18 protein-coding genes are annotated in these 18,915 nt (G+C 33.4%); 7 read left to right on the top strand and 11 right to left on the bottom strand.

Features of this window, described 5'->3' with window-relative positions; genetic code table 11:
* Nucleotides 1–128 precede the first annotated feature (128 nt).
* Complete coding sequence (locus Q5794_RS28795; RefSeq protein ID WP_374989460.1) at nucleotides 129–563, bottom strand: hypothetical protein; 435 nt, start codon at nucleotides 561–563, stop codon at nucleotides 129–131.
* Between the two features lie 161 nt (nucleotides 564–724).
* Between Q5794_RS28795 and Q5794_RS28790 the strand changes: the two genes are divergently transcribed.
* Both Q5794_RS28790 and Q5794_RS28785 read left to right on the top strand, forming a co-directional pair.
* Nucleotides 725–1,906, top strand: a complete 1,182-nt coding sequence (locus Q5794_RS28790) for an IS256-like element ISBame1 family transposase (protein ID WP_374989452.1) — start codon at nucleotides 725–727, stop codon at nucleotides 1,904–1,906.
* A 393-nt stretch (nucleotides 1,907–2,299) separates the two neighbouring features.
* A complete protein-coding gene (locus Q5794_RS28785; protein WP_374989451.1) occupies nucleotides 2,300–3,586 on the top strand; it encodes a glycosyltransferase family 2 protein in 1,287 nt (428 codons plus the stop codon).
* On the opposite strand, the gene Q5794_RS28780 is transcribed toward Q5794_RS28785, so the two are convergent.
* The 3 genes from Q5794_RS28780 to Q5794_RS28770 form a co-directional block, all read right to left on the bottom strand.
* Complete coding sequence (locus Q5794_RS28780; protein WP_214986369.1) at nucleotides 3,583–3,801, bottom strand: hypothetical protein; 219 nt, start codon at nucleotides 3,799–3,801, stop codon at nucleotides 3,583–3,585. The genes Q5794_RS28785 and Q5794_RS28780 overlap by 4 nt on opposite strands.
* A 15-nt stretch (nucleotides 3,802–3,816) precedes the next feature.
* Entirely contained in the window at nucleotides 3,817–4,296 is a 480-nt protein-coding gene (locus tag Q5794_RS28775; protein WP_374989450.1) for a DUF2642 domain-containing protein, read from the bottom strand.
* Between the two features lie 285 nt (nucleotides 4,297–4,581).
* Complete coding sequence (locus Q5794_RS28770; protein WP_374989449.1) at nucleotides 4,582–5,301, bottom strand: glycosyltransferase family A protein; 720 nt, start codon at nucleotides 5,299–5,301, stop codon at nucleotides 4,582–4,584.
* Between the two features lie 295 nt (nucleotides 5,302–5,596).
* Between Q5794_RS28770 and Q5794_RS28765 the strand changes: the two genes are divergently transcribed.
* A complete protein-coding gene (locus tag Q5794_RS28765; protein ID WP_374989448.1) occupies nucleotides 5,597–6,667 on the top strand; it encodes a glycosyltransferase family 4 protein in 1,071 nt (356 codons plus the stop codon).
* 46 nt (nucleotides 6,668–6,713) lie between these two features.
* Here Q5794_RS28765 and Q5794_RS28760 read toward each other — a convergent pair whose 3' ends face one another.
* The 3 genes from Q5794_RS28760 to Q5794_RS28750 all read right to left on the bottom strand — a co-directional run bounded on the left by Q5794_RS28760 (nucleotide 6,714) and on the right by Q5794_RS28750 (nucleotide 10,588).
* Complete coding sequence (locus Q5794_RS28760; RefSeq protein WP_374989447.1) at nucleotides 6,714–7,955, bottom strand: glycosyltransferase family 4 protein; 1,242 nt, start codon at nucleotides 7,953–7,955, stop codon at nucleotides 6,714–6,716.
* Between the two features lie 631 nt (nucleotides 7,956–8,586).
* The gene (locus tag Q5794_RS28755; RefSeq protein WP_374989446.1) at nucleotides 8,587–9,297 is read right to left on the bottom strand and encodes a glycosyltransferase; all 711 of its coding nucleotides are present in this window, start codon (nucleotides 9,295–9,297) and stop codon (nucleotides 8,587–8,589) included.
* Between the two features lie 388 nt (nucleotides 9,298–9,685).
* A complete protein-coding gene (locus tag Q5794_RS28750) occupies nucleotides 9,686–10,588 on the bottom strand; it encodes an NAD-dependent epimerase/dehydratase family protein (protein WP_374989445.1) in 903 nt (300 codons plus the stop codon).
* A 228-nt stretch (nucleotides 10,589–10,816) separates the two neighbouring features.
* On the opposite strand from Q5794_RS28750, the gene Q5794_RS28745 reads away from it, so the two are divergent.
* The 4 genes from Q5794_RS28745 to Q5794_RS28730 all read left to right on the top strand — a co-directional run bounded on the left by Q5794_RS28745 (nucleotide 10,817) and on the right by Q5794_RS28730 (nucleotide 14,507).
* The gene (locus Q5794_RS28745; protein WP_374989444.1) at nucleotides 10,817–12,034 is read left to right on the top strand and encodes a glycosyltransferase family 4 protein; all 1,218 of its coding nucleotides are present in this window, start codon (nucleotides 10,817–10,819) and stop codon (nucleotides 12,032–12,034) included.
* A 131-nt stretch (nucleotides 12,035–12,165) separates the two neighbouring features.
* The gene (locus Q5794_RS28740) at nucleotides 12,166–13,083 is read left to right on the top strand and encodes an NAD-dependent epimerase/dehydratase family protein (protein ID WP_374989443.1); all 918 of its coding nucleotides are present in this window, start codon (nucleotides 12,166–12,168) and stop codon (nucleotides 13,081–13,083) included.
* Between the two features lie 195 nt (nucleotides 13,084–13,278).
* Nucleotides 13,279–13,902 carry a DUF1796 family putative cysteine peptidase gene (locus tag Q5794_RS28735; protein ID WP_374989442.1) on the top strand — a complete coding sequence of 208 codons (624 nt, stop codon included), beginning with the start codon at nucleotides 13,279–13,281 and terminating at the stop codon, nucleotides 13,900–13,902.
* Between the two features lie 407 nt (nucleotides 13,903–14,309).
* The gene (locus Q5794_RS28730) at nucleotides 14,310–14,507 is read left to right on the top strand and encodes a hypothetical protein (RefSeq protein ID WP_374989441.1); all 198 of its coding nucleotides are present in this window, start codon (nucleotides 14,310–14,312) and stop codon (nucleotides 14,505–14,507) included.
* A 239-nt stretch (nucleotides 14,508–14,746) separates the two neighbouring features.
* On the opposite strand, the gene Q5794_RS28725 is transcribed toward Q5794_RS28730, so the two are convergent.
* The 4 genes from Q5794_RS28725 to Q5794_RS28710 all read right to left on the bottom strand — a co-directional run bounded on the left by Q5794_RS28725 (nucleotide 14,747) and on the right by Q5794_RS28710 (nucleotide 18,751).
* The gene (locus Q5794_RS28725; RefSeq protein ID WP_374989440.1) at nucleotides 14,747–15,571 is read right to left on the bottom strand and encodes a dTDP-4-dehydrorhamnose reductase family protein; all 825 of its coding nucleotides are present in this window, start codon (nucleotides 15,569–15,571) and stop codon (nucleotides 14,747–14,749) included.
* On the bottom strand, nucleotides 15,572–16,558 hold the full coding sequence (locus Q5794_RS28720; protein WP_207372624.1) for a polysaccharide biosynthesis protein: 987 nt from the start codon (nucleotides 16,556–16,558) through the stop codon (nucleotides 15,572–15,574).
* Nucleotides 16,551–17,642, bottom strand: a complete 1,092-nt coding sequence (wecB, locus tag Q5794_RS28715) for a non-hydrolyzing UDP-N-acetylglucosamine 2-epimerase (protein WP_268578189.1) — start codon at nucleotides 17,640–17,642, stop codon at nucleotides 16,551–16,553. The genes Q5794_RS28720 and wecB overlap by 8 nt, the downstream gene beginning before the upstream one ends.
* A gap of 422 nt (nucleotides 17,643–18,064) precedes the next feature.
* Complete coding sequence (locus tag Q5794_RS28710; RefSeq protein WP_374989439.1) at nucleotides 18,065–18,751, bottom strand: DUF1796 family putative cysteine peptidase; 687 nt, start codon at nucleotides 18,749–18,751, stop codon at nucleotides 18,065–18,067.
* Nucleotides 18,752–18,915: the final 164 nt, after the last annotated feature.

Below are 18,915 nucleotides of genomic sequence, written 5' to 3'. Positions count from 1 at the left end.
TTCTTTGAATTGGTTGTGGTGACTTAATTCTACAAGAAAAGGTCTTCCTTTTTGTATTTATTCATTTACACAAGATATTTTACGCTCTCCCATTTTGAGGGGAAAAGTGACAAGATTTTTATTTAGTATTAGTCTGAGTAAGCAATACCATTAAAACTCTCTGGTCCCACTCTCACGGTTCCTAGTAGATTTGAGCCGATAAATGCGGTATAGACTAAAAGGCCAGAAGCCGGAACAGGGATGTTAAAATCAGAAGCTGTGAAGGTAAAAAGTTGGGGGCCTAATAGATTTATATTTAAGGATTCTGAAGAGGAATAAACAACAGGATCAGTAAGGGCAGTTCCTCTGACTATTGTAAGAGTAATAATTGTTGCTGCAGGTAGAAGAGGTAATTGGCAAGCAACTGTCCCGCTTAATTGAGTACGAATAGGACCTGTGGCTCCTGAAACATTAAGCCCAATTTGTCCAAATAATCCTGGTTGGGAGAGAATAGAAACAGGAATAGAAATAGAGTTAGCAATACTAGCATTTTGAGATGTTCTAGCATCTAATAATCTAGTTATGTAATAACCTCCTTTCTATATTATTTATTATTATATGATAAGTAAGTTTTGATGCTTGGGAGAGCGTAAAATATCTTGTGTAAATGAATAAATACAAAAAGGAAGACCTTTTCTTGTAGAATTAAGTCACCACAACCAATTCAAAGAAAGAAGGTCTTCCTATGAATCAGTTTACAACAGATCTTGTTCAAGCTCTAGTCCAAAAAGAAGATGTGACGGAAATTTTCCGTTCTCACTTAGAAAATGCGGTTAATACGCTCTTAGCGAGCGAATTGACAGCTTTTTTGGACTACGAAAAATATGACCGTATTGGATTTAATACCGGGAATTCACGAAATGGTTCGTACGAACGCACACTGCACACAGAGTTTGGAGAACTTCATCTCGTTATTCCTCGTGATCGGAATAGCGACTTTAAGCAACAGACGGTGGCTCCTTATAAAAGAGCCAATGATACGCTTGAAGCGTTTGTTATTCATATGTTCCAAAAGGGCGTAACGACTGCTGAAATTGCCCATTTGATGGAGCGCATGTATGGTCACCATTACACACCTCAAACCATTTCAAATATGACAAAGGTGATGTCTGAACAGGTAGAAGCATTCCGAGATCGAACGTTGTGTGCACGCTATGCGTGCGTTTATTTAGACGCTACATATATTGCTTTAAAACGGGATACAGTGTCTAAAGAAGCTGTCTATATTGCCGTTGGCATTCGCGAAGACGGTTCAAAAGAAGTGCTTGGCTATACAATCGCTCCTAACGAATCCGCCTTTGTCTGGAAAGAACTTTTAGAAGACATCAAATCTCGTGGCGTAGAGGAGATTCTGTTGTTTATTTCCGACGGGTTAAAAGGAATCTCAGACAGTGTTTTTTCTATCTATCCAGCTTCTTCTTATCAAACATGCTGCGTCCATCTTTCACGGACGATTGCTCATAAAGTTCGTGTATCCGATCGAGCTGAAATCTGTGAAGACTTTAAATCTGTGTACCGTGCAGAAAGCCTTAAAATGGGCCAACAGGCCCTGCATTCGTTTATTGAAAAGTGGAAATCTAAGTATCCAAAAGTGACAAAACCATTGCTCAATAACCCTTATTTGTTCACGTTTTATCGCTTTCCTAAGTCTATTTGGCGCAGTATTTATTCGACCAATCTCATTGAATCTTTTAATAAACAAATCAAGAAATATAGTAAGCGTAAGGAACAATTCCCAAACGAAGAGTCACTTGAACGCTTCCTCGTTTCTCAATTTGACCAGTATAATCAGCGCTTTGCCACAAGATGTCACATTGGTTTTGATCAAGCTCGCGCAGAGCTACAAATGATGTTTAAAACAAACTAGTGAGTAACGTCTATAAGAAAAGGAAATTCGTATTTACACAAAATTATTGACGGTCCCATGCTTGGACAAACTAATTAGTTTAAGGACGAGTTCAAGTTCAAATCTTAACTAACGGAATAGAATTTAATTAGTTATCCTTCTTTAGAATAAAATCTACATACGTTATTTAATACCATGAAGAAGTTAAAGTACGTATGAGTAACTCTATAAATAATTGCCTTTAAGTTGAGCTGCAAATATTATAAGGGAACTTCATAAGCTAAGGTATTTTCTAAACAGAAATTAAATTAGAGTGCCACCTTATTAGTGATAATAAGCTTATAAAAGTATCAATAACTCCATTATTGGAATATTTATAATCAGTACCTTGTATAATGGAGGTTAATTTATATCATGAAAGATATTCAAGTCATTTTACTGAGTTACTCTAATTCAAGCGCACTGAAGCAAGCCTTAACATCTTTAAATCTTATTATCAATCGAGTAAAAGGGGTCATGGTTATAGATATACCTGAATTTTTGTTAAAGGTAGCTGATTCTTTTGCGACGCAAGCGAAAACCGAATATGTGAAACTAGACAACAATAATTTGGGAAAGGTATTAAATAATTATATTAAAGAGCTATCTTGTGAATATGTTTTATTTCTCTACGACCAGGATTATTTAAATTCAAACATAACAGAGATACAATTAGAGTTAAACAATGAAAAACAAGTGATGACTTATCAAAGCACAATCAAAAATATAACAATTCAACGGCCTTTTTTTGCAAAGACGTATTTCTTAAAACAAAATATATTTTTTCAGGATAACGAAGTTCCTTTTAAGGAAGCCATATTACCTTCATGGCTATTTTTGATTGATCATTATCACCTTGCACTAGAGAATAGGGGCGTTATTAGTCAGTTATCTAAAGATGCTTCTACAAGTAATGTTGAAAAAATAAAATTTATAGAAAAATATCAGTCAAAAGTGCCTAACCAAATAGCACAACCCTCCGTAGCAGTAATGGTATCAAATTATAATATGGCTAACTATGTAGGAACTGCTATTAATTCATGTTTCCTACAAAACAGTCCACCAGAACAGGTATTAGTAGTTGATGATGGCTCGACTGATGAGTCTTATAAGATTTTAGAAAAATGGATTTACCATCCTCGATTTAAACTTTTAACTAAAAAGAATGGTGGAAAGGCCAGGGCCTTGAATGAATTACTCTCATACATTGAGACAGATTTTATAGTTGAATTAGACGCTGATGATTGGCTAGATCCTGATGCAATTTTTGTTATCAGAGATTATTTAAGGAGCCTAGCGGACGATGTTGCTGTTCTCTACGGTAATTTAAGAGCTTGGAAACAGGTGAGTCCCGAGAAAGTAAAATACAAAGGTATTAGAAAAGGAAGCCAAGTCCTTAATCAACAGGAATTGCTTTCGTATACATTTCCGCTAGGTCCCCGTATTTATCGTACATTCTCTTTAAAAGAGAACAAGGGGTTTCCGATTGTAGACTTTGAAGATGGTCGTATGTATGAAGACGTCAGTATATTGAATGATTTAGTTAAAAAAAATCGTTTACTATATAAAGATTTTACTGTTTATAATGTGAGGGAACATGAATCAAGCATTACCAAAAAAAATCCCTCCAGTTGGAGCGATTTTTTAAAGTTACTGAATTAAACAACTGAGAGAATTTTAATAGAATTAATAGCTGGAATAAAGATAGTTAATGTAACAGTAGTGGAACCATAACCATATCCAATAGTCTGAAGAATTGTTAGGAGGTTGCCTGTTACTGAGGTGATAATCCCTTCAACAAAGCCATCAGACAAAGTAATTTCAACTGATGTACCAACATGGTTTGCTAATTCTGCTGATAAAAAACTTTTAAACATATGATAACTCCCTCCTTAAAGTGATGCTACTGTTTCAATTGTAGTAAGATTTACAAAATTCATCGATCCGTCACTTTCAACTAGAACAACGTAATCCGATTCAACAGCAATTAAAGTTCCTGTAAGTGTCTCATACGATGTTGACAATTGAACTGTTTGATTAAGCCGATTTAACAAATCGTTTCGAAGAGCACGTAAGCTAGGTCGAAATCTTAGGACTAGAAAGTCGGCAAGAATATTATTTAAAAGGTTTGTGGCTGCAGTACTAGTAGTCGTATTTAAAGGAACAGTAGTGGTTGATGTAGGAGTATTTAACACACTATTAATAACATCAGTTGGAAGAGCAGTTGAAATTGTATTGGTGTTTAATAAGTTGTTAATAAGATTAGTTGTATCAGTAGTTGAAGTAGTAGTAGCGGTAGGTAAAGTTTGTAAGGATCCGAGTAGGTTTAGCAATCTCGCTCTAGCTTCATGTGATAGTGCCAATATAATCATCCTTTCTTAATTGCTTTTTTGCATTATTATCTATGTTTTATAATATGCTTATCCGATTTTTTAGGTGCTCAGCGTTTTAACTATTTTAGGTAGAGATTCGTTGATTTTTATATGGTGGATAAGGGGAATGAAGCAATCAATAAAAGAAGGATATTGTAGGAAATCTCGAAGTTATCTAACGTAGCATCTTAGTATCAAAAGAAAAGAGCAGTAAATGGATCTAAAAAGGAAAATACAGAAGTTTCTTGTCTTAAAGATTAATTTCTTCCAAATGGATATCAGGTATTATTTTTCTTTTGCTTTATATTCTAAAATAAGGCGATTCATTGTGTCCTTATGGCGATTAATGACAAGTTTATTTTCTTCTTTGATAAGGGGAGCATATTTTTTAGTTCCCATATTTTCGTGGATTCTAGATAATAGGAGTGGTTCAGAAAGATAATGAAGCTCAAATTTTTGAATGATTCGCACCCATAATTCATAGTCATGAGTATAAAGGAGTGTTTCATCAAAAAGACCTACGTAAGTAAAAACATTTTTATTTATCATTGTAGAACAGCCGTTAATAATGTTTCCCTTGCTCATTTGTTTTAGTATTTCAAGCTTACTTGAAGGGTGAAATCCTATAGGAGGGGTTATAAGATTACCTTTTGTATTAATGGCATAGTAATTTGTATGGCTAAAAAAGGAATTGTGAAGTTGCATAAATTCTAATTGTAGAGCGATCTTTTGAGGATAATAAACATCATCTGAGCTGAGCCAGCATATATAATCTCCTGTAGCCTGCTGAATACCCATATTCAAAGCGCTTGCTGTTCCACCATTCTCTTTTTCTATATATATAATTTTATCTAAATATGGAACAATTTTTTCTTTATATTGAGTTGATCCGTCATTTACCACTATAATTTCAATGTTATTATACGTCTGGTTTAGTAAGCTGTCTAATGCATAATGAATGTATGGACAGTTAAAGAACGGTACAATAATAGAAACTCTTGACATAATTAATTCTCCTTTCAGGAAGTAGTAAGTCCACTCCTAATATACTTGCTTGCTCATGTGTATTTAATGAGCTATAAAATAATTTCATCTTTATTAACATATGTAAGGTGTCTTATATATGAAATAAATATTGATTAAATTGTTGTGATTATAGATGTTTTATAGACAATAATTCCAATGAAATATTTATGCCTCTTTATATGGACTATGGGCAAAAGGTAATTCTTAAAATTAGTGAGTCTAAGGTGAAGTTTTATAAATCTTGTTTTTATTAATTATAAAATGGGGGTAAGAAATGAATATATTGTTTGTATTCTATGTCCCAAGTGGCGGTGTAGAGACTTTAAATCGTCAAAGATGTAAGGCTCTTAAGAAATATAATATTAATGCCCACTGTCTCTATTATGAAAATAGAAAAAAGACAATAAATGACCATGGTACTCAAACATTTGTAACAAATGAAGACAGCGAGATAAAAAAGATATTAGATGATGGAAATTACAGTCTCATTGTGATCGTTTCAGATTTCCAAGCTTTATCTAGATTTAGGTCGTTAGGTTACCAAGGAAAGATGATTATAGAAATACAAGGATATGGTCCGAAAAGCACGGCAAGGGCTGCTCTTACAAATGCTGTACCTCTTGTAACTAAATATGCTTCAGGTTTTCTTAATCCTAAAACTCCACATATTATGCAACTATTAGATGAACTTTATCCTTCATTCCCTGTTTTTAGTTTTAACAATTGTTTTGATACTAATCAGTTTTCATACCGACCCGTAGCTATAAGTCATACTCCACATATTGCATGGATTGGACGAATCGAAGATAATAAGAATTGGAGAGAATTTTTGAAAATAGGCAGTGAATTAGTTCATAATTATAATTCAGACATACAATTACATATGTTTGAAGACCCTACTATAAGTGAACCAAAAGAAAGAGCTGAATTTGAAAATTTAATTAAAGAATTAAATTTAGAAACAAAACTTCTGCTTCATGCAAATGTCCCTAATAATGAAATGACAAATTACTTTTCACTGATCGGTGACTCCGGTGGCTTTTTATGCTCTACTTCAAAAGTGGAGGGAGCACCTTATTCACTTCTTGAAGCAATGAGCTGTAAGTGTCCTGTCTTAACGACAGACTCTGATGGTGTAAGGAGTTCAATCATTCATAATCACACAGGGAAATATTATACGTTAGGTAATGTTGATGAAGCTGTTAAAGAAGCAAAAGAGTTGATGACGGATTCTCAATTAAGAGAATACATACGTACAAATGCTCTTCAACATGTAAAGATAAACTTTAGCCCGGAATTATACGGTACAAATTTTATTGCTATGATTAAATCCATTGGAATATAATACAGTAAATAAAATACCAGAGCATGTAAAGGCTCTGGTATTTTATTTAAGATGGATTTTCTGTTTCTAAGCCTCGAGCCTGTTTATACAGTGACAGAATATTATTAACCATAGTATCAAGAGACCACCGCTCTTTCGCCCATTCTTTAGTACAGACAGACAGTTGCTTGCGAAGAATATCATTTTCAAGTAAATATCTTAACTGGTCATATAGTTCATGGATGTTTCCAACAGAGGAAACTAACCCGCTTCTGCCGACTTCAACCATTTCAGGTAAACCTGCTGTATTACTTACAAGAACCGGTAAACCTGTGAGTTGGGCTTCCATGACAGAATAAGGTTGGGTATCATGTATACTAGGATGAACAAAAATATCTGCCTCTCTGAGAAAGTGAGCCACATCATTAGAATTTCCTAAAAATCTAACGTGATTACTAAGCTCTAATTTTTGGCATTGTTCTTCCAACTCCTTTTGTAATTCTCCTTTTCCAAGTATCCAGCATTCCCAATCTTCTCTATTCTCTTTTAAAAGCGCAAGAGCATCAAGTAGATGATGAACACCCTTTAAGTAAACGAGCCTTCCCATAAACAGGATAATTTTCTTTCCCATTTTTGGTCCAACAATAGGATGTTTCATAGAATTTTTATGAAAATTTTCAATATCTAATCCGTATGAAAAAGTCATTATTTTATCCGGAGAAATAGAAAAGTTATCTATAATATTATTACGCATCCAAAGCGTAGGACTATGAATTAAATTACTAGATTGATATCCTAGGAGCTCAAGGGTTTTATGATACTGATATTCAAATGTATCTTGCAGTTGTTGATCAGTTTTTTTACGATGCATGGTCTTAAGGGTAAAGAAAATATCCCTTGATAGGTTACCTAGTGCACTCGTAACAAGGGGAAGGTGAGGAGGTTTAACTCTACTCATAGCCCGCGCTGCTGTTACGTCAAGCGCATGAATAATGTCGTATTGTTGGAGATTGTAATATGCTGCCGATAGCTCTAAGCTATAACGAAATATCTCCACATTATATATCCAACTGTTTACAGGTAATGAGGGCATCTCTGTTACGATCATTTCATTAATATAAGGAGAAACATCATCAATTTCTATTTCTGGTTCTTGCCCTATAATTCGATATTTGGTTGTATCAGGAGTATGGCTGAGTACATCGACAGAATGTCCCAAACCTTCAAGAGATTTTTTAAGCAATGACACAAATGTCCAAACTCCTCCGGTATAGGGGAGTGGATAGTAGGAAACCAATAAAATCTTCATTATATAATCATCCCTTAATTGTTTTGCATATATTTTGGTGTTGAGTGTGTAAGCTTATAAGAACCTTGTAGGAATCCAAACAAGCTTACTGAGTGTATTTAAGGATTATATTTATAATCTGAGGATCAGGAATTTTATAGTCTGGATGCAGTTTGGTTTGTATCTCATCTAAGAAATCAGTAAGATTTTTATCAAATGATGAAATAGTCTCGTCTTTCATTTTTTATTAATTCCCTTCTTTCTTAATAAACTAGGCCAAAAATAACGCCCGATTAGGTCCATCTATATGAAATTAAATAAATATATCTTAGTTATATAGGTTTTCATTAATGTATAATATGTCAGGAATTTTTAATTGACATGAAAGGGGCTTATTCTTTTAGTATTTCTATTAGAGAGGTATGTAACAAGAATTACATATATAGGTATAAGGATAGGAAGAATAAAGAGTATCACTACTTGTAAAGGGAGGGATTTTAGTCATTTGAGGGGAATTCTAAATGCGAACAAGTAGTGGAGTAACTAATTAAATATAAAATAAAAGACAGGATGGGGATTAATAGATGAGATTGAGGTAGGTATGTGTGAATATAGAGAATTATAAACTTATCAAAGATTACGACGGATCTGACTATAGTGACTTTATATATTCCTTTAAAAGGGGACGGTAATGATGTTCAATAATTTTCATTTCTTCTTGCATTTCGGATTGAAATTTACGTGTTCCTGAATTTTCATGTGAGCGAAATTTTGTAAGGCATTCATCAAAGTAATGAATTTCATAGCCATTTACAAGCATGCGGAACCACATCTCATAATCATGTGTATAACGAAAGTCTGGGGAAAAAACCCCTATTTTATCAAATATTTTCTTTTTCATAAGGATCGTACAGCCATTAATAGCATTATAAGTTAAAAAAGCTTTATATACATCTTCAAGATTGGTAAAGCGTTTAGTACACCAAGGAATTAAAACGTGATTATCTTTGTCAATATAATCAAAATTTGTAAAACTAGCGTCTATTTTCTTTTCAGTCATGAATTCTATCTGTTTAGAAATTTTCTCAGGAACAAAATAATCATCTGAACTTAACCATGCAATATACTCGCCTGTAGCAACAAATAAGCCAGTGTTAAGTGCAGTAGCAGTTCCACCGTTTTCTTTCCTTGTATAAATAATCTTGTCTCTAAATGGATCTATTTTTTCCGTATAGCTTGTAGAACCATCGTCTATTACAACCACCTCTATATTTTCATATGTCTGATTTAAGGCACTTTTAATCGCCTGATCTACATAAGGACAGTTATAAAAAGGAATAATTATTGATACTTTTGGATTCATTATTTACCCTCCAAAAAATAAATTGTGTTCCACTGCGAATGGCAGGGTATCTCACTTGTTTATTATATCCATACTTAAGCCAAAACCTTATGAAATGAAAGCTTTAATTTAAGCAATGGAAAGTATAAGTTATATACTTGTTGGAATGTTCAGGGACCCATTAATTCTGGAATTCCCTTATACGATTCCTTAATTAGAATATGCAAAAAACTTCTTAAATGCTATGAAACCTCTCTAAAAAATACCTTTCATATACCAACCTATACTGGAAATAAGACAAAACGTTCAATTAAAGAAAATCTTAATTAATTCCATGCAAGAGATTTTATAAGGATAAGTAAAAGGAATAATTAATAAAGTAGGGAATTTTTATTTTCTAGTTGTTAAGTTAATCTACTTGTTGACGATAAAAATCAACAATGTCTTTTATAGTAGTTTCCAGAGGAATTGTTGGCTGCCATCCTAATTCAATTAAAGATAAAGGATATAAATCAACATGATTAATTAAAGGGCTCTGATCATTTACTTTTGTTTGGAATTGAATGGCCGTTGTTTTCCTAAATATGTTTATAATCTCTTCTAGGGAACGGCTCTTACCAGAAGAAACGTCATATATGTCACCAGAATTTCCCTTTGTGAGAAGAAAATCATAAGCTCTCACCGCATCTCGTACATCTAAAAAATCAAGGCGATTATTTAAATTACTAACGTTTAAGAATTTTTCTTCTTTTTCTCTTTCCATGTTTACAATCCTTTGAGCGAAAATTGAACAGACTCCTGTAGAGAATCCCGGTCCTATTAAGTTTGATGGTTTAGCAATGACAATATGCATGTTATATAAAAAAGCCCAAAATTGGGAAAAAACAGATTGTATTGTTTTGCTCAAGCCATAGGGATGGTTAAAAGTGGAGATAGATGTTGGATTAAATTGGAGAGCTGAACTCACAATAACAGTCTTACAAGCTGGGGCTTCTTGTCGGAGAGCCTCAATAAGATATGCTGTACCCATTGCATTCACTTCTAGGGAGTCAAGAGGGTCTTCCCATGAACGACCTACCGCATTTTGCCCTGCTAAATGGAGGACATAATCAGGTTTTATTTGTTTAATAAGGTTTTTTACTTCCTCTTTATTAAATAAATCGCATTGTTTTGTTTTAACTTTTTTATAACAAAAGTTTCTCTTTTTAGTTATGGCTATAATATCCAATTCTAATTTTGAAAAATACTCACACGCATGGTATCCAGTAAAGCCGCTCGCCCCGGTAATTAATAATTTATCTTTTGTGTTCATCAGTTTCACATCCCACCTAATGTATTTAAAATTCCCCATTAAACTAAGCTTATTATTAGATGTATGCTAAAAAAAATAAATCTTTCATTTAGAGCCTTTATGCTACTGTTTCAAAATGTTGTTTTTAAAATAAAAGTGGTAGTTTATAACATTAATTAGCTACATGAATACCTATATATGTAAGGGGGATTTGAGAGCGTTGATGTTGTGAAAAGAGGAGAGAAATTTATGAAAATATTACTTGCTACATTTTGGGAAGTCCCTCATGTAGGTGGAGTTTGGAATTATATGCAACAGTTAAAAGAAGAACTTGAAGCATTAGGACATGAAGTAGACTTACTTGGTCATGGTGCAGGGAATAAATCAGTTCATATTGTTAATAAAAACCAAGAATTCATTAAAGATGAATTCTCATTGGTCGCAAAGTTAGCTCAAAAAGAAGAAAATCACCCCCTTCTATATAAAGACGAAGTAGTTAAATTTTATGAAAAGCAGCGTCTTGGTTATATAGAAGGAGTTACTTATCTAGGTATAGATCAATACGATATAATTCATACACAAGATGTAGTATCAACTGCCTGTATTAGTCCACTAAAACCTGAAAAGACAGCTTTAGTAGCGACTATACATGGTTGTGTGGCTCACGAGTTAAATCACTACGTTAAAAATACTTTGAAATCCTCTACTGCTGATATAGCTTGTAAGTATTTTAATGAGCTTGAACATACAGGTGCTATGTCCGCTGACTGTACAGTGGTCGCAAATAACTGGCTTAAGAATATTTTAATAAAGGAATTTCAGGTTCAAGAGGAAAAACTTACAGTATTTCATTATGGATATGATATTAATTCTTTTCTTCAGCGGATGCAGACCCCATCAACTCTTCGTTCACGCGTTGGTCACCAAGTAATTATTTATACGGGAAGGTTGGTTGAGCTTAAGGGAGTTCATCATTTATTATCTGCTCTCAGTGAACTAAAAAAGTTAAAAAAAGGATGGGTATGTTGGATAGTCGGGGATGGGGATAAAAAAGCTGAGCTAAAGGCTCAGAGCAGGGCATTAGGATTAGGAAGAAGAGTTGTCTTTTTAGGCAACAGAAATGATGTCCCTTCCTTACTATCTCTTGCTAATATCTTTGTACTTCCCAGCCTTATAGAAAATCAACCCCTATCTGTAATTGAAGCGCAACTTGCTGGAAAACCCGTAATAGTAAGTGATGCAGGGGGACTACCGGAAATGGTTCAACACGGTTCAACAGGAATAATTTCGCCTGCAGGAGACCCAAACTCATTATGTGAAAATATTTATAACTTATTAATAAATCCAGAATACAGGGAGAGCTTAGGGACTAAAGCCCAAGAATGGGCCTTAAATCATTGGTCGCAAAAAAAAGCAGTTGATAAGGTATTAAACGTTTACGAAAAGGTTCTCTCACATCGGAAGTAAACTTATAGCTTTTAGTAGTATGGCAAAGGTAAATTAATTCTTCTTTTTAATGAAGTATTGGGTAGGGAGCTTACACAGTGATCTTTTTGATGGCATATACTATTGAAACTTAAAGAGGGAGAGAATAGTATATGAAGGCTATAGTAACTGGAGGGGCAGGTTTTATTGGTTCCCATCTTGTAGAAGAACTTATTATAAAAGGATTTGAAGTTCATATAATTGATAGCATGATCTCAGGAAAGCAAGAGAATATACATCCTCTTGCTACTCTTCATGTTGAAGATATATGTAGTAAACAGGCTAAACAAATTATTCTCCAAGAAAAGCCCAATATAGTATTTCATCTGGCTGCTCAAGCGGATGTTTCAAGATCCATCAATGATCCCCAGCATGATGCTGATGTAAATATAAAGGGGACTATTAATATACTTGAGGCTTGTCGAGATGCTTCCGTGGATAAAATTATATTTGCATCCACTTCAGCTGTTTATGGAGAGTTACAAAAAGATTTAATTACCGAGATGGACCCTACAGTACCCATTTCTTACTATGGTTTATCTAAGCTGACAGCTGAGTCATATATACGTCTATTTTCCCGTTTATATGGACTATCTTATACAATCCTTCGTTATGGAAATGTATACGGACCTAGGCAGACCCCAAAGGGTGAAGGAGGGGTAGTTGCAGTATTTTTAGATAGACTAGATAAAGGAACTATGCTAAATATTCATGGTGACGGCGAACAAACACGTGATTTTATTTACGTAAAAGATATTGTTCAGGCAAATATAGCTGCTATTGACAAAGGCCATCAGGAGATCATTCATGCCAGTACTACACAGAGAACTTCTGTGAATCGTTTATTAAAGGAGCTTGAGAAAATTCATGGTTCTAAAATTAATATAAACCATACGGAAGGACGCCCTGGAGATATTAAACATAGCTGTCTCGATAGTGAAAAAGCGCATAAGCTATTAGAGTGGAATTCTCAAGTTTCTATCTTTAATGGCTTAACAGAAACATACACATTTCTAAAAAATAATAAATAATATTTATAGATATGAGTGTTTAATAGTTAATCGATTTATTCACTTGATTTAAAGCCTCGCCATGACCCACACATATTCCTTTGTGTGAATGCTTATTTTATTAGATTAGTAGTTACTAGCCCTTCCTTTTTTTAGATTTGTGCATTTAATATAATATATAAACTTGTACAAATTTTATTTTAAGGGGAAAATAGTATGAATTTAGAAGGTATAAAAGGGCACTATGACGCCATTTTCAGTTTAGGGGATTTGTGTTTGACTTCGCTTCAACTTAAAGAAAACAACTTAAGAACATTTTCTGGAATCTTAGATTGGGTCTCGTCTCCTTCTTTAAAGAATGTTAATATTCTCTTACAGAATCGGTTTGCTGATTTTTTAAATCTAAAGAACCTTAGAATTATAAAATATATATCACAATGGGACTTATTAGTGTGGGATGAAGTTTACAATATAGGATTTAATCATGATTTTAAAACAGATAAAAATACACTTACCCATTTAGGTGGCTATGCTGAGGTCAAAGAAAAATATGATAGAAGAATTCAGCGTTTTTTAGAGAAGTTGTCTACAAGTCAACGGATTCTGTTTATAAGAACTGAAGCAAGTTTTGAAGAAGTTGCTGAGCTTGAAGCTATCTTATCTGGAATGATTGCCAATGATTTTAGAATTCTTGTTATTAATCATACGGATGTAGACCATTTAGTTGAAAAAAGCTGGTCTCTGCAAAGAGTCTGTGCTATTGAACTGCCCAATCATGATAAATGGAATGCAAACATTCATTATTGGAAAATGATACTAGCTGATATTACCCTTTTATAATTATATGAGGGAGCCTTCTCTTACCTAATTATAAAGGGGGTATTTTTATATAATTATGAAGTTTTGCTGTTAGTAAGAGCAATTATTAAATTTAAAGGGTGGGTATGTGCTGAAGTATTAGTGTAAATACATAGAATTTATTCTTTATTTTGTCCTTTATTTTGCTCTAAGTCAGTTATATCCTATAAATTGTTTTCTATAAATATAATTAACATGAAGATTATTGGACATGTTGAAACGAATCTTTATTTAATTTCATTTAAGGCATCTCTTCTAAGGATATTGGGGTGCTTTTTAGGGGTGCCCTTACTAAGGTAAAGAGCAACTGATAAATCTGTTTGTAACTAAATATTTAAATTAACTTATTTTTAGTTATAACATAGAAAGCAAATAAGGAGGGGTGTATTATGGATAACAATCACTTTCAAGAGGCCCATAATAGCAATGATATTAACTTCACTCAAAAACAACGTTACCGCGTAATAACAGGAGCATTTAACGATAAAGTAACAGCAGATCAAATTGCAACTGAAATAAAAGAGCGTTATGGTTTAACCGTGTATGTAATTCCTGAACAAGTTAAAAGATCTAGTCCATCCCTTTGAATTGGCTACGCTAAGTTAGCTTTTATGATTATAATGGTTATACCAAAGATAAGGCATTATAAAAAGAGACAGCTAATTTGATTCCCTTTGAAATAATTGGCTGTCTATTGATCCTTTGATTTAATTATAAAAAAATGGATGTTTTATATGAATAACAAAACTTTAAATAATATGTCGGGATAAAAAAAGATATCATTTTTAGTGTAGCTTCCTTTATCAATTCAATTGGTCAGGAGAAATTATTTAGACATCCATTCTTTTAATTCATTTAACATCTCTCTGTAACCTGGGGGCGTGTAGCAAAAATCTGTCCGAGTATTAATAATAGTGCGATCTAATACTACTTCCTCATCAGGAATTATTTCGATATCATCTTTCTCAAAAACTTCTTTAAATAATTCTAACAATGTTAATTTTGATAACTTTTGTTTTGAATGCAAATGATATAATCCCGTAACATTATTTTCTATGAGGAATTCAATGGCTTTAGCTAACTCTAAGGTTGTTACTCCGTTCCAAAATACTTTTTTATAACCTTTTATTATTCCCTGCTGTTTCATAAACCATAGAAATAAGCCAATTCCATCTTCTTTCAGTTCAGGACCTATTATTGATGTACGGATTGTTAGGTGCTTATTATCAACAATTTCACCAAGTTGTTTAGATTGAGCATATACCGATGTGCCATCTGGAGAATCGTTTTCTGTGTAATCCCCTTTTGACCCTAAAAAGACGCAATCCGTACTAATGTGAATTAACTTACCTTGATAACGTTCGATTAATTTAGCTAATTGATGTGGTAGTAAGCTATTTATTTGAAAAGCACGCATAGGATTATTACTTGCGTGTTCATTTAAGACTCCAATACAATTAATAATAATATCAGGCTTTATAGAGTCAATGATTTCCTCGAGCTTTTTAAAATTTGTTATATCCAAATAAATGCCATTTTTATCCTTAGGATCCCTTGATGTATAGGATACATCATAATTTGAATTTAGCATGAAATACCTTGTGATTACATGCCCTGCCATTCCTTTTCCACCAAGAATCAGTAATTTCATTTAAATAAAACCGCCTTTCAGCAACATTTCTCTAATTGCCTCTTTGCTAATCGTTTCTTTACTTGAATCATATTTTTCTAGGTTTACAAGGGTGTATGGTGCGTAATATTCTTTTAAGCCTTCAATATGAATTGGAGGTAAAATAACGAAATATTCATCATCATAGGTGACAGTGGTCGTGCTCTCATATTCAGATAAAAGTAATTCATGTATTTTCTCTCCAGGTCGTATACCTAATGTTTCAATTTCAATCGTTTCTTTTCCAGAAGCCTCTATCAATACATTAGCTAGGTCAATAATTTTGCAAGTAGGCATTTTCATAACAAAAATTTCTCCGCCCAGACTTTCAAATGTTGCCTTAAAAACAAGTTTTATTGCATCTTCCAAAGTTAGAAAGAAGCGGGTCATATTTGGATGCGTAATGCCGATTTTCCCCTTCTCCTGAATTTGCTTTTTGAATACATGAATAACACTTCCATTTGTGCCTAACACATTACCACCACGTATACAAACAAATTTAGTTTTAGTATTTAATGTGTTAGCGTGAATAATTAGTCTTTCTCCCATCGCCTTTGATAAACCATAGAAGTTGGCGGGGTTTGAGGCTTTATCAGTAGAAATATAGACAACTCTATCTACATTGCAACTTATAGCTGCGTCTATTACATTTTGTGTTCCATGTACATTTGTTTTCAGTGCCTCAATTGGCTGATCTTCACATACTGGAACATGCTTTAAAGCAGCTAGGTGAAAAACATAATTCACATCTTGACAGGATTCCATTAATGCTTCTCTTTCTTTAATATCACCAATTATGAAGCTCAATTTAGGATGGTTGTCAAACTCTTGCTTCATCGTGAATTGGTTGGACTCATTTCTTGAAAAAACACGGATTTCTTTAGGGTTATGTGTTAATAGCTGTTTAACTAATTCATACCCCCATGAACCTGTACCGCCTGTCACTAAAATAGTTTTATTATCAAACACCTTTTATTCCTCCTAATACTACTTTAATCACTTTATCTGAAACGTTTAGATGACCGTATCCTTCGGGATAGGACCAGTTTTTTAATTGATTAACCATTACATGAACACAGTTTAAAATTTGATTAGCACTTATTCCTGAAAGCATGTTACTTCCACATTCAATTGTTTCTGGTCTTTCGGTTGTTTTACGAATGGTTACAGTAGGAACGTGAAATAAACAGCATTCTTCTTGTACTGTACCGCTATCTGTTAAGACACAGTAAGCGTTCTTTTCAAGTTTTACAAAATCAAAAAAGCCAAATGGATTATGGAATTCTACTAATGAATGAATGTTAACAAGTGAACTATGTTCTATTCGAGACTTCGTACGAGGATGTATGCTACATATGACTCTTTTTTGATAATATTCGGCCACCATATTAATCCCTTTAATAATTTCTAGTAAACGATCCTCATGATCAACATTTTCAGCACGGTGGGCTGTAACTAAAAAGTAGTCTCCTTCTTTTAAGGACAATTTGTTAAGAATCTTACTATCTTCTATTCTAGATTCGTAATACGTTAAAACTTCATTAATTGGGTTTCCAGAAACAATAATTCGATTGGAGGGGATACCTTCTCTAAGTAAGTTTTCTTTACTTTGGGGAGTATAAGGAAGGTTGAAACTTGAAATGGAATCAATAATTCGTCGATTCTTTTCTTCAGGTACTTCTAAGTCAAAGCAACGATTTCCAGCTTCCATATGAATAACTGGTATACTCATTCTTTCAGCTAAAATCGCACTTAGACCACTATTAGTATCACCTAATACTAAAATTTTGTCCGGTTTTTCTTTTAAAAATATACCTTCTAGCTCTTTGTACATTTTTGATAACTGTTCCCCTAGGGTAAGTTGTTGGTTAGCCAATATATAATCTGGCTGGCGAACATTTAATTCTTGAAAAAATACTTCGCTTAATGAAGCGGTAAAATTTTGCCCTGTATGCACTAAAATGTGTTCTGTAGCGTAATCATCCAGTTTTCTGATAATGAGGCTTAAACGTATAATTTCGGGTCTTGTACCCAAAATAGTCATAACTTTCATTGTATACACACCCTATTCATGTTATTCGAGCATAAATACCTGCTCTATTTCGTATTCGCCCCCTTATTTATTAAAATATGCTCACCATTGTTTCTTGCTATAGGCTAATCTATTAATCTTCCCAATAAAAACTTTCCCACCCAACTTATAAAGCTTTATAATTGGAGTGGGAAGAAGACGATATAGATATATGACTTTTCTTAAACATTATTATCATTTAGTTAAATTTTGGAAGAATCATTCCGTAGGTTTACCTATGGAACTTGTGAATAAATTTAATAAGTATATTTAGTCACATTTAATCATTATAAAGAAAGACAACAGAAGCTTTTCAGAAAGTTCTATTGCCTTTCTTTATAATGACCCTTTCTTTTTAGCTTTATTATCATTGGGGTCAAAAAAGAGATTCTCTATCTTAAAAGTTAACCCCAATAATTACTTAAACTTATCCCATTTAAAACATAATCCCATACTAATTCATTATTTGGTTCATCCATAGGTACTTGAACAGAACAGACTCCGTCAATTGTCCAATGCATATCAATAACGTTTTTAAGTCCTTCTGCCGGTTGAAGAAGTAATATATTAAACGCCCCTTTTGTCAGCCCTGACAATACAGATTTTAATTCTATAGCTTCTTCCGGACTAGCTTCTCCCCATCTAATAAATAAAATGGAAGGACTATTTTCGACTTTTTCTAAAAATCTAGCTATTCGCAGATTGAGTTTTTCTTTATAGGAAGGATACATTACAGTCCAATCTACGTTTGGAATGATAGGGAAATCATGGACAGAAATGATATTGTAATAAGTATCATGAATGAAGTGAGCATTAACTGGTTCAGTTCCTCCTTCTTCAGGAAAGATTGCTACCCCATCATCAAGAAAATGAGCATAACCGTCAGTTCGTTGTAAGTTCTGAAACTCCATAAACCCGGTAAACCTATTTCTTAACAATCTACTCACATCAGAAATTGAATTAGATATCATCCAATCTAAAGGAAATGAAAATCTTCTCCAATTATGCCTTCTTAAATTAAGGGAGGGACCACACCAGCTGCCTAACCCTAACATTAAATCATAAGATCCTCTAATATCTTGTAAATTCAATATAATCATCCCTTTACTTTTAACGGTTCTATTATAGTAAATGCTTAATTATGGATATTTGCTTGGACAAAATACCTAAACGTTTGAGTAAACCTAATCGACCACGCCCCCACTTTTTTGATTTTTAATCCCCCTAATTTCTGAAATTGCTTTATACGAGATAA

The organism is Priestia megaterium, assembly GCF_041941685.1.
Classification (GTDB): Bacteria; Bacillota; Bacilli; order Bacillales; family Bacillaceae_H; genus Priestia; species Priestia megaterium_C.
Note: the sequence above shows the minus strand (reverse complement) of the source record. Positions and strands in the feature narration are given on the sequence as shown.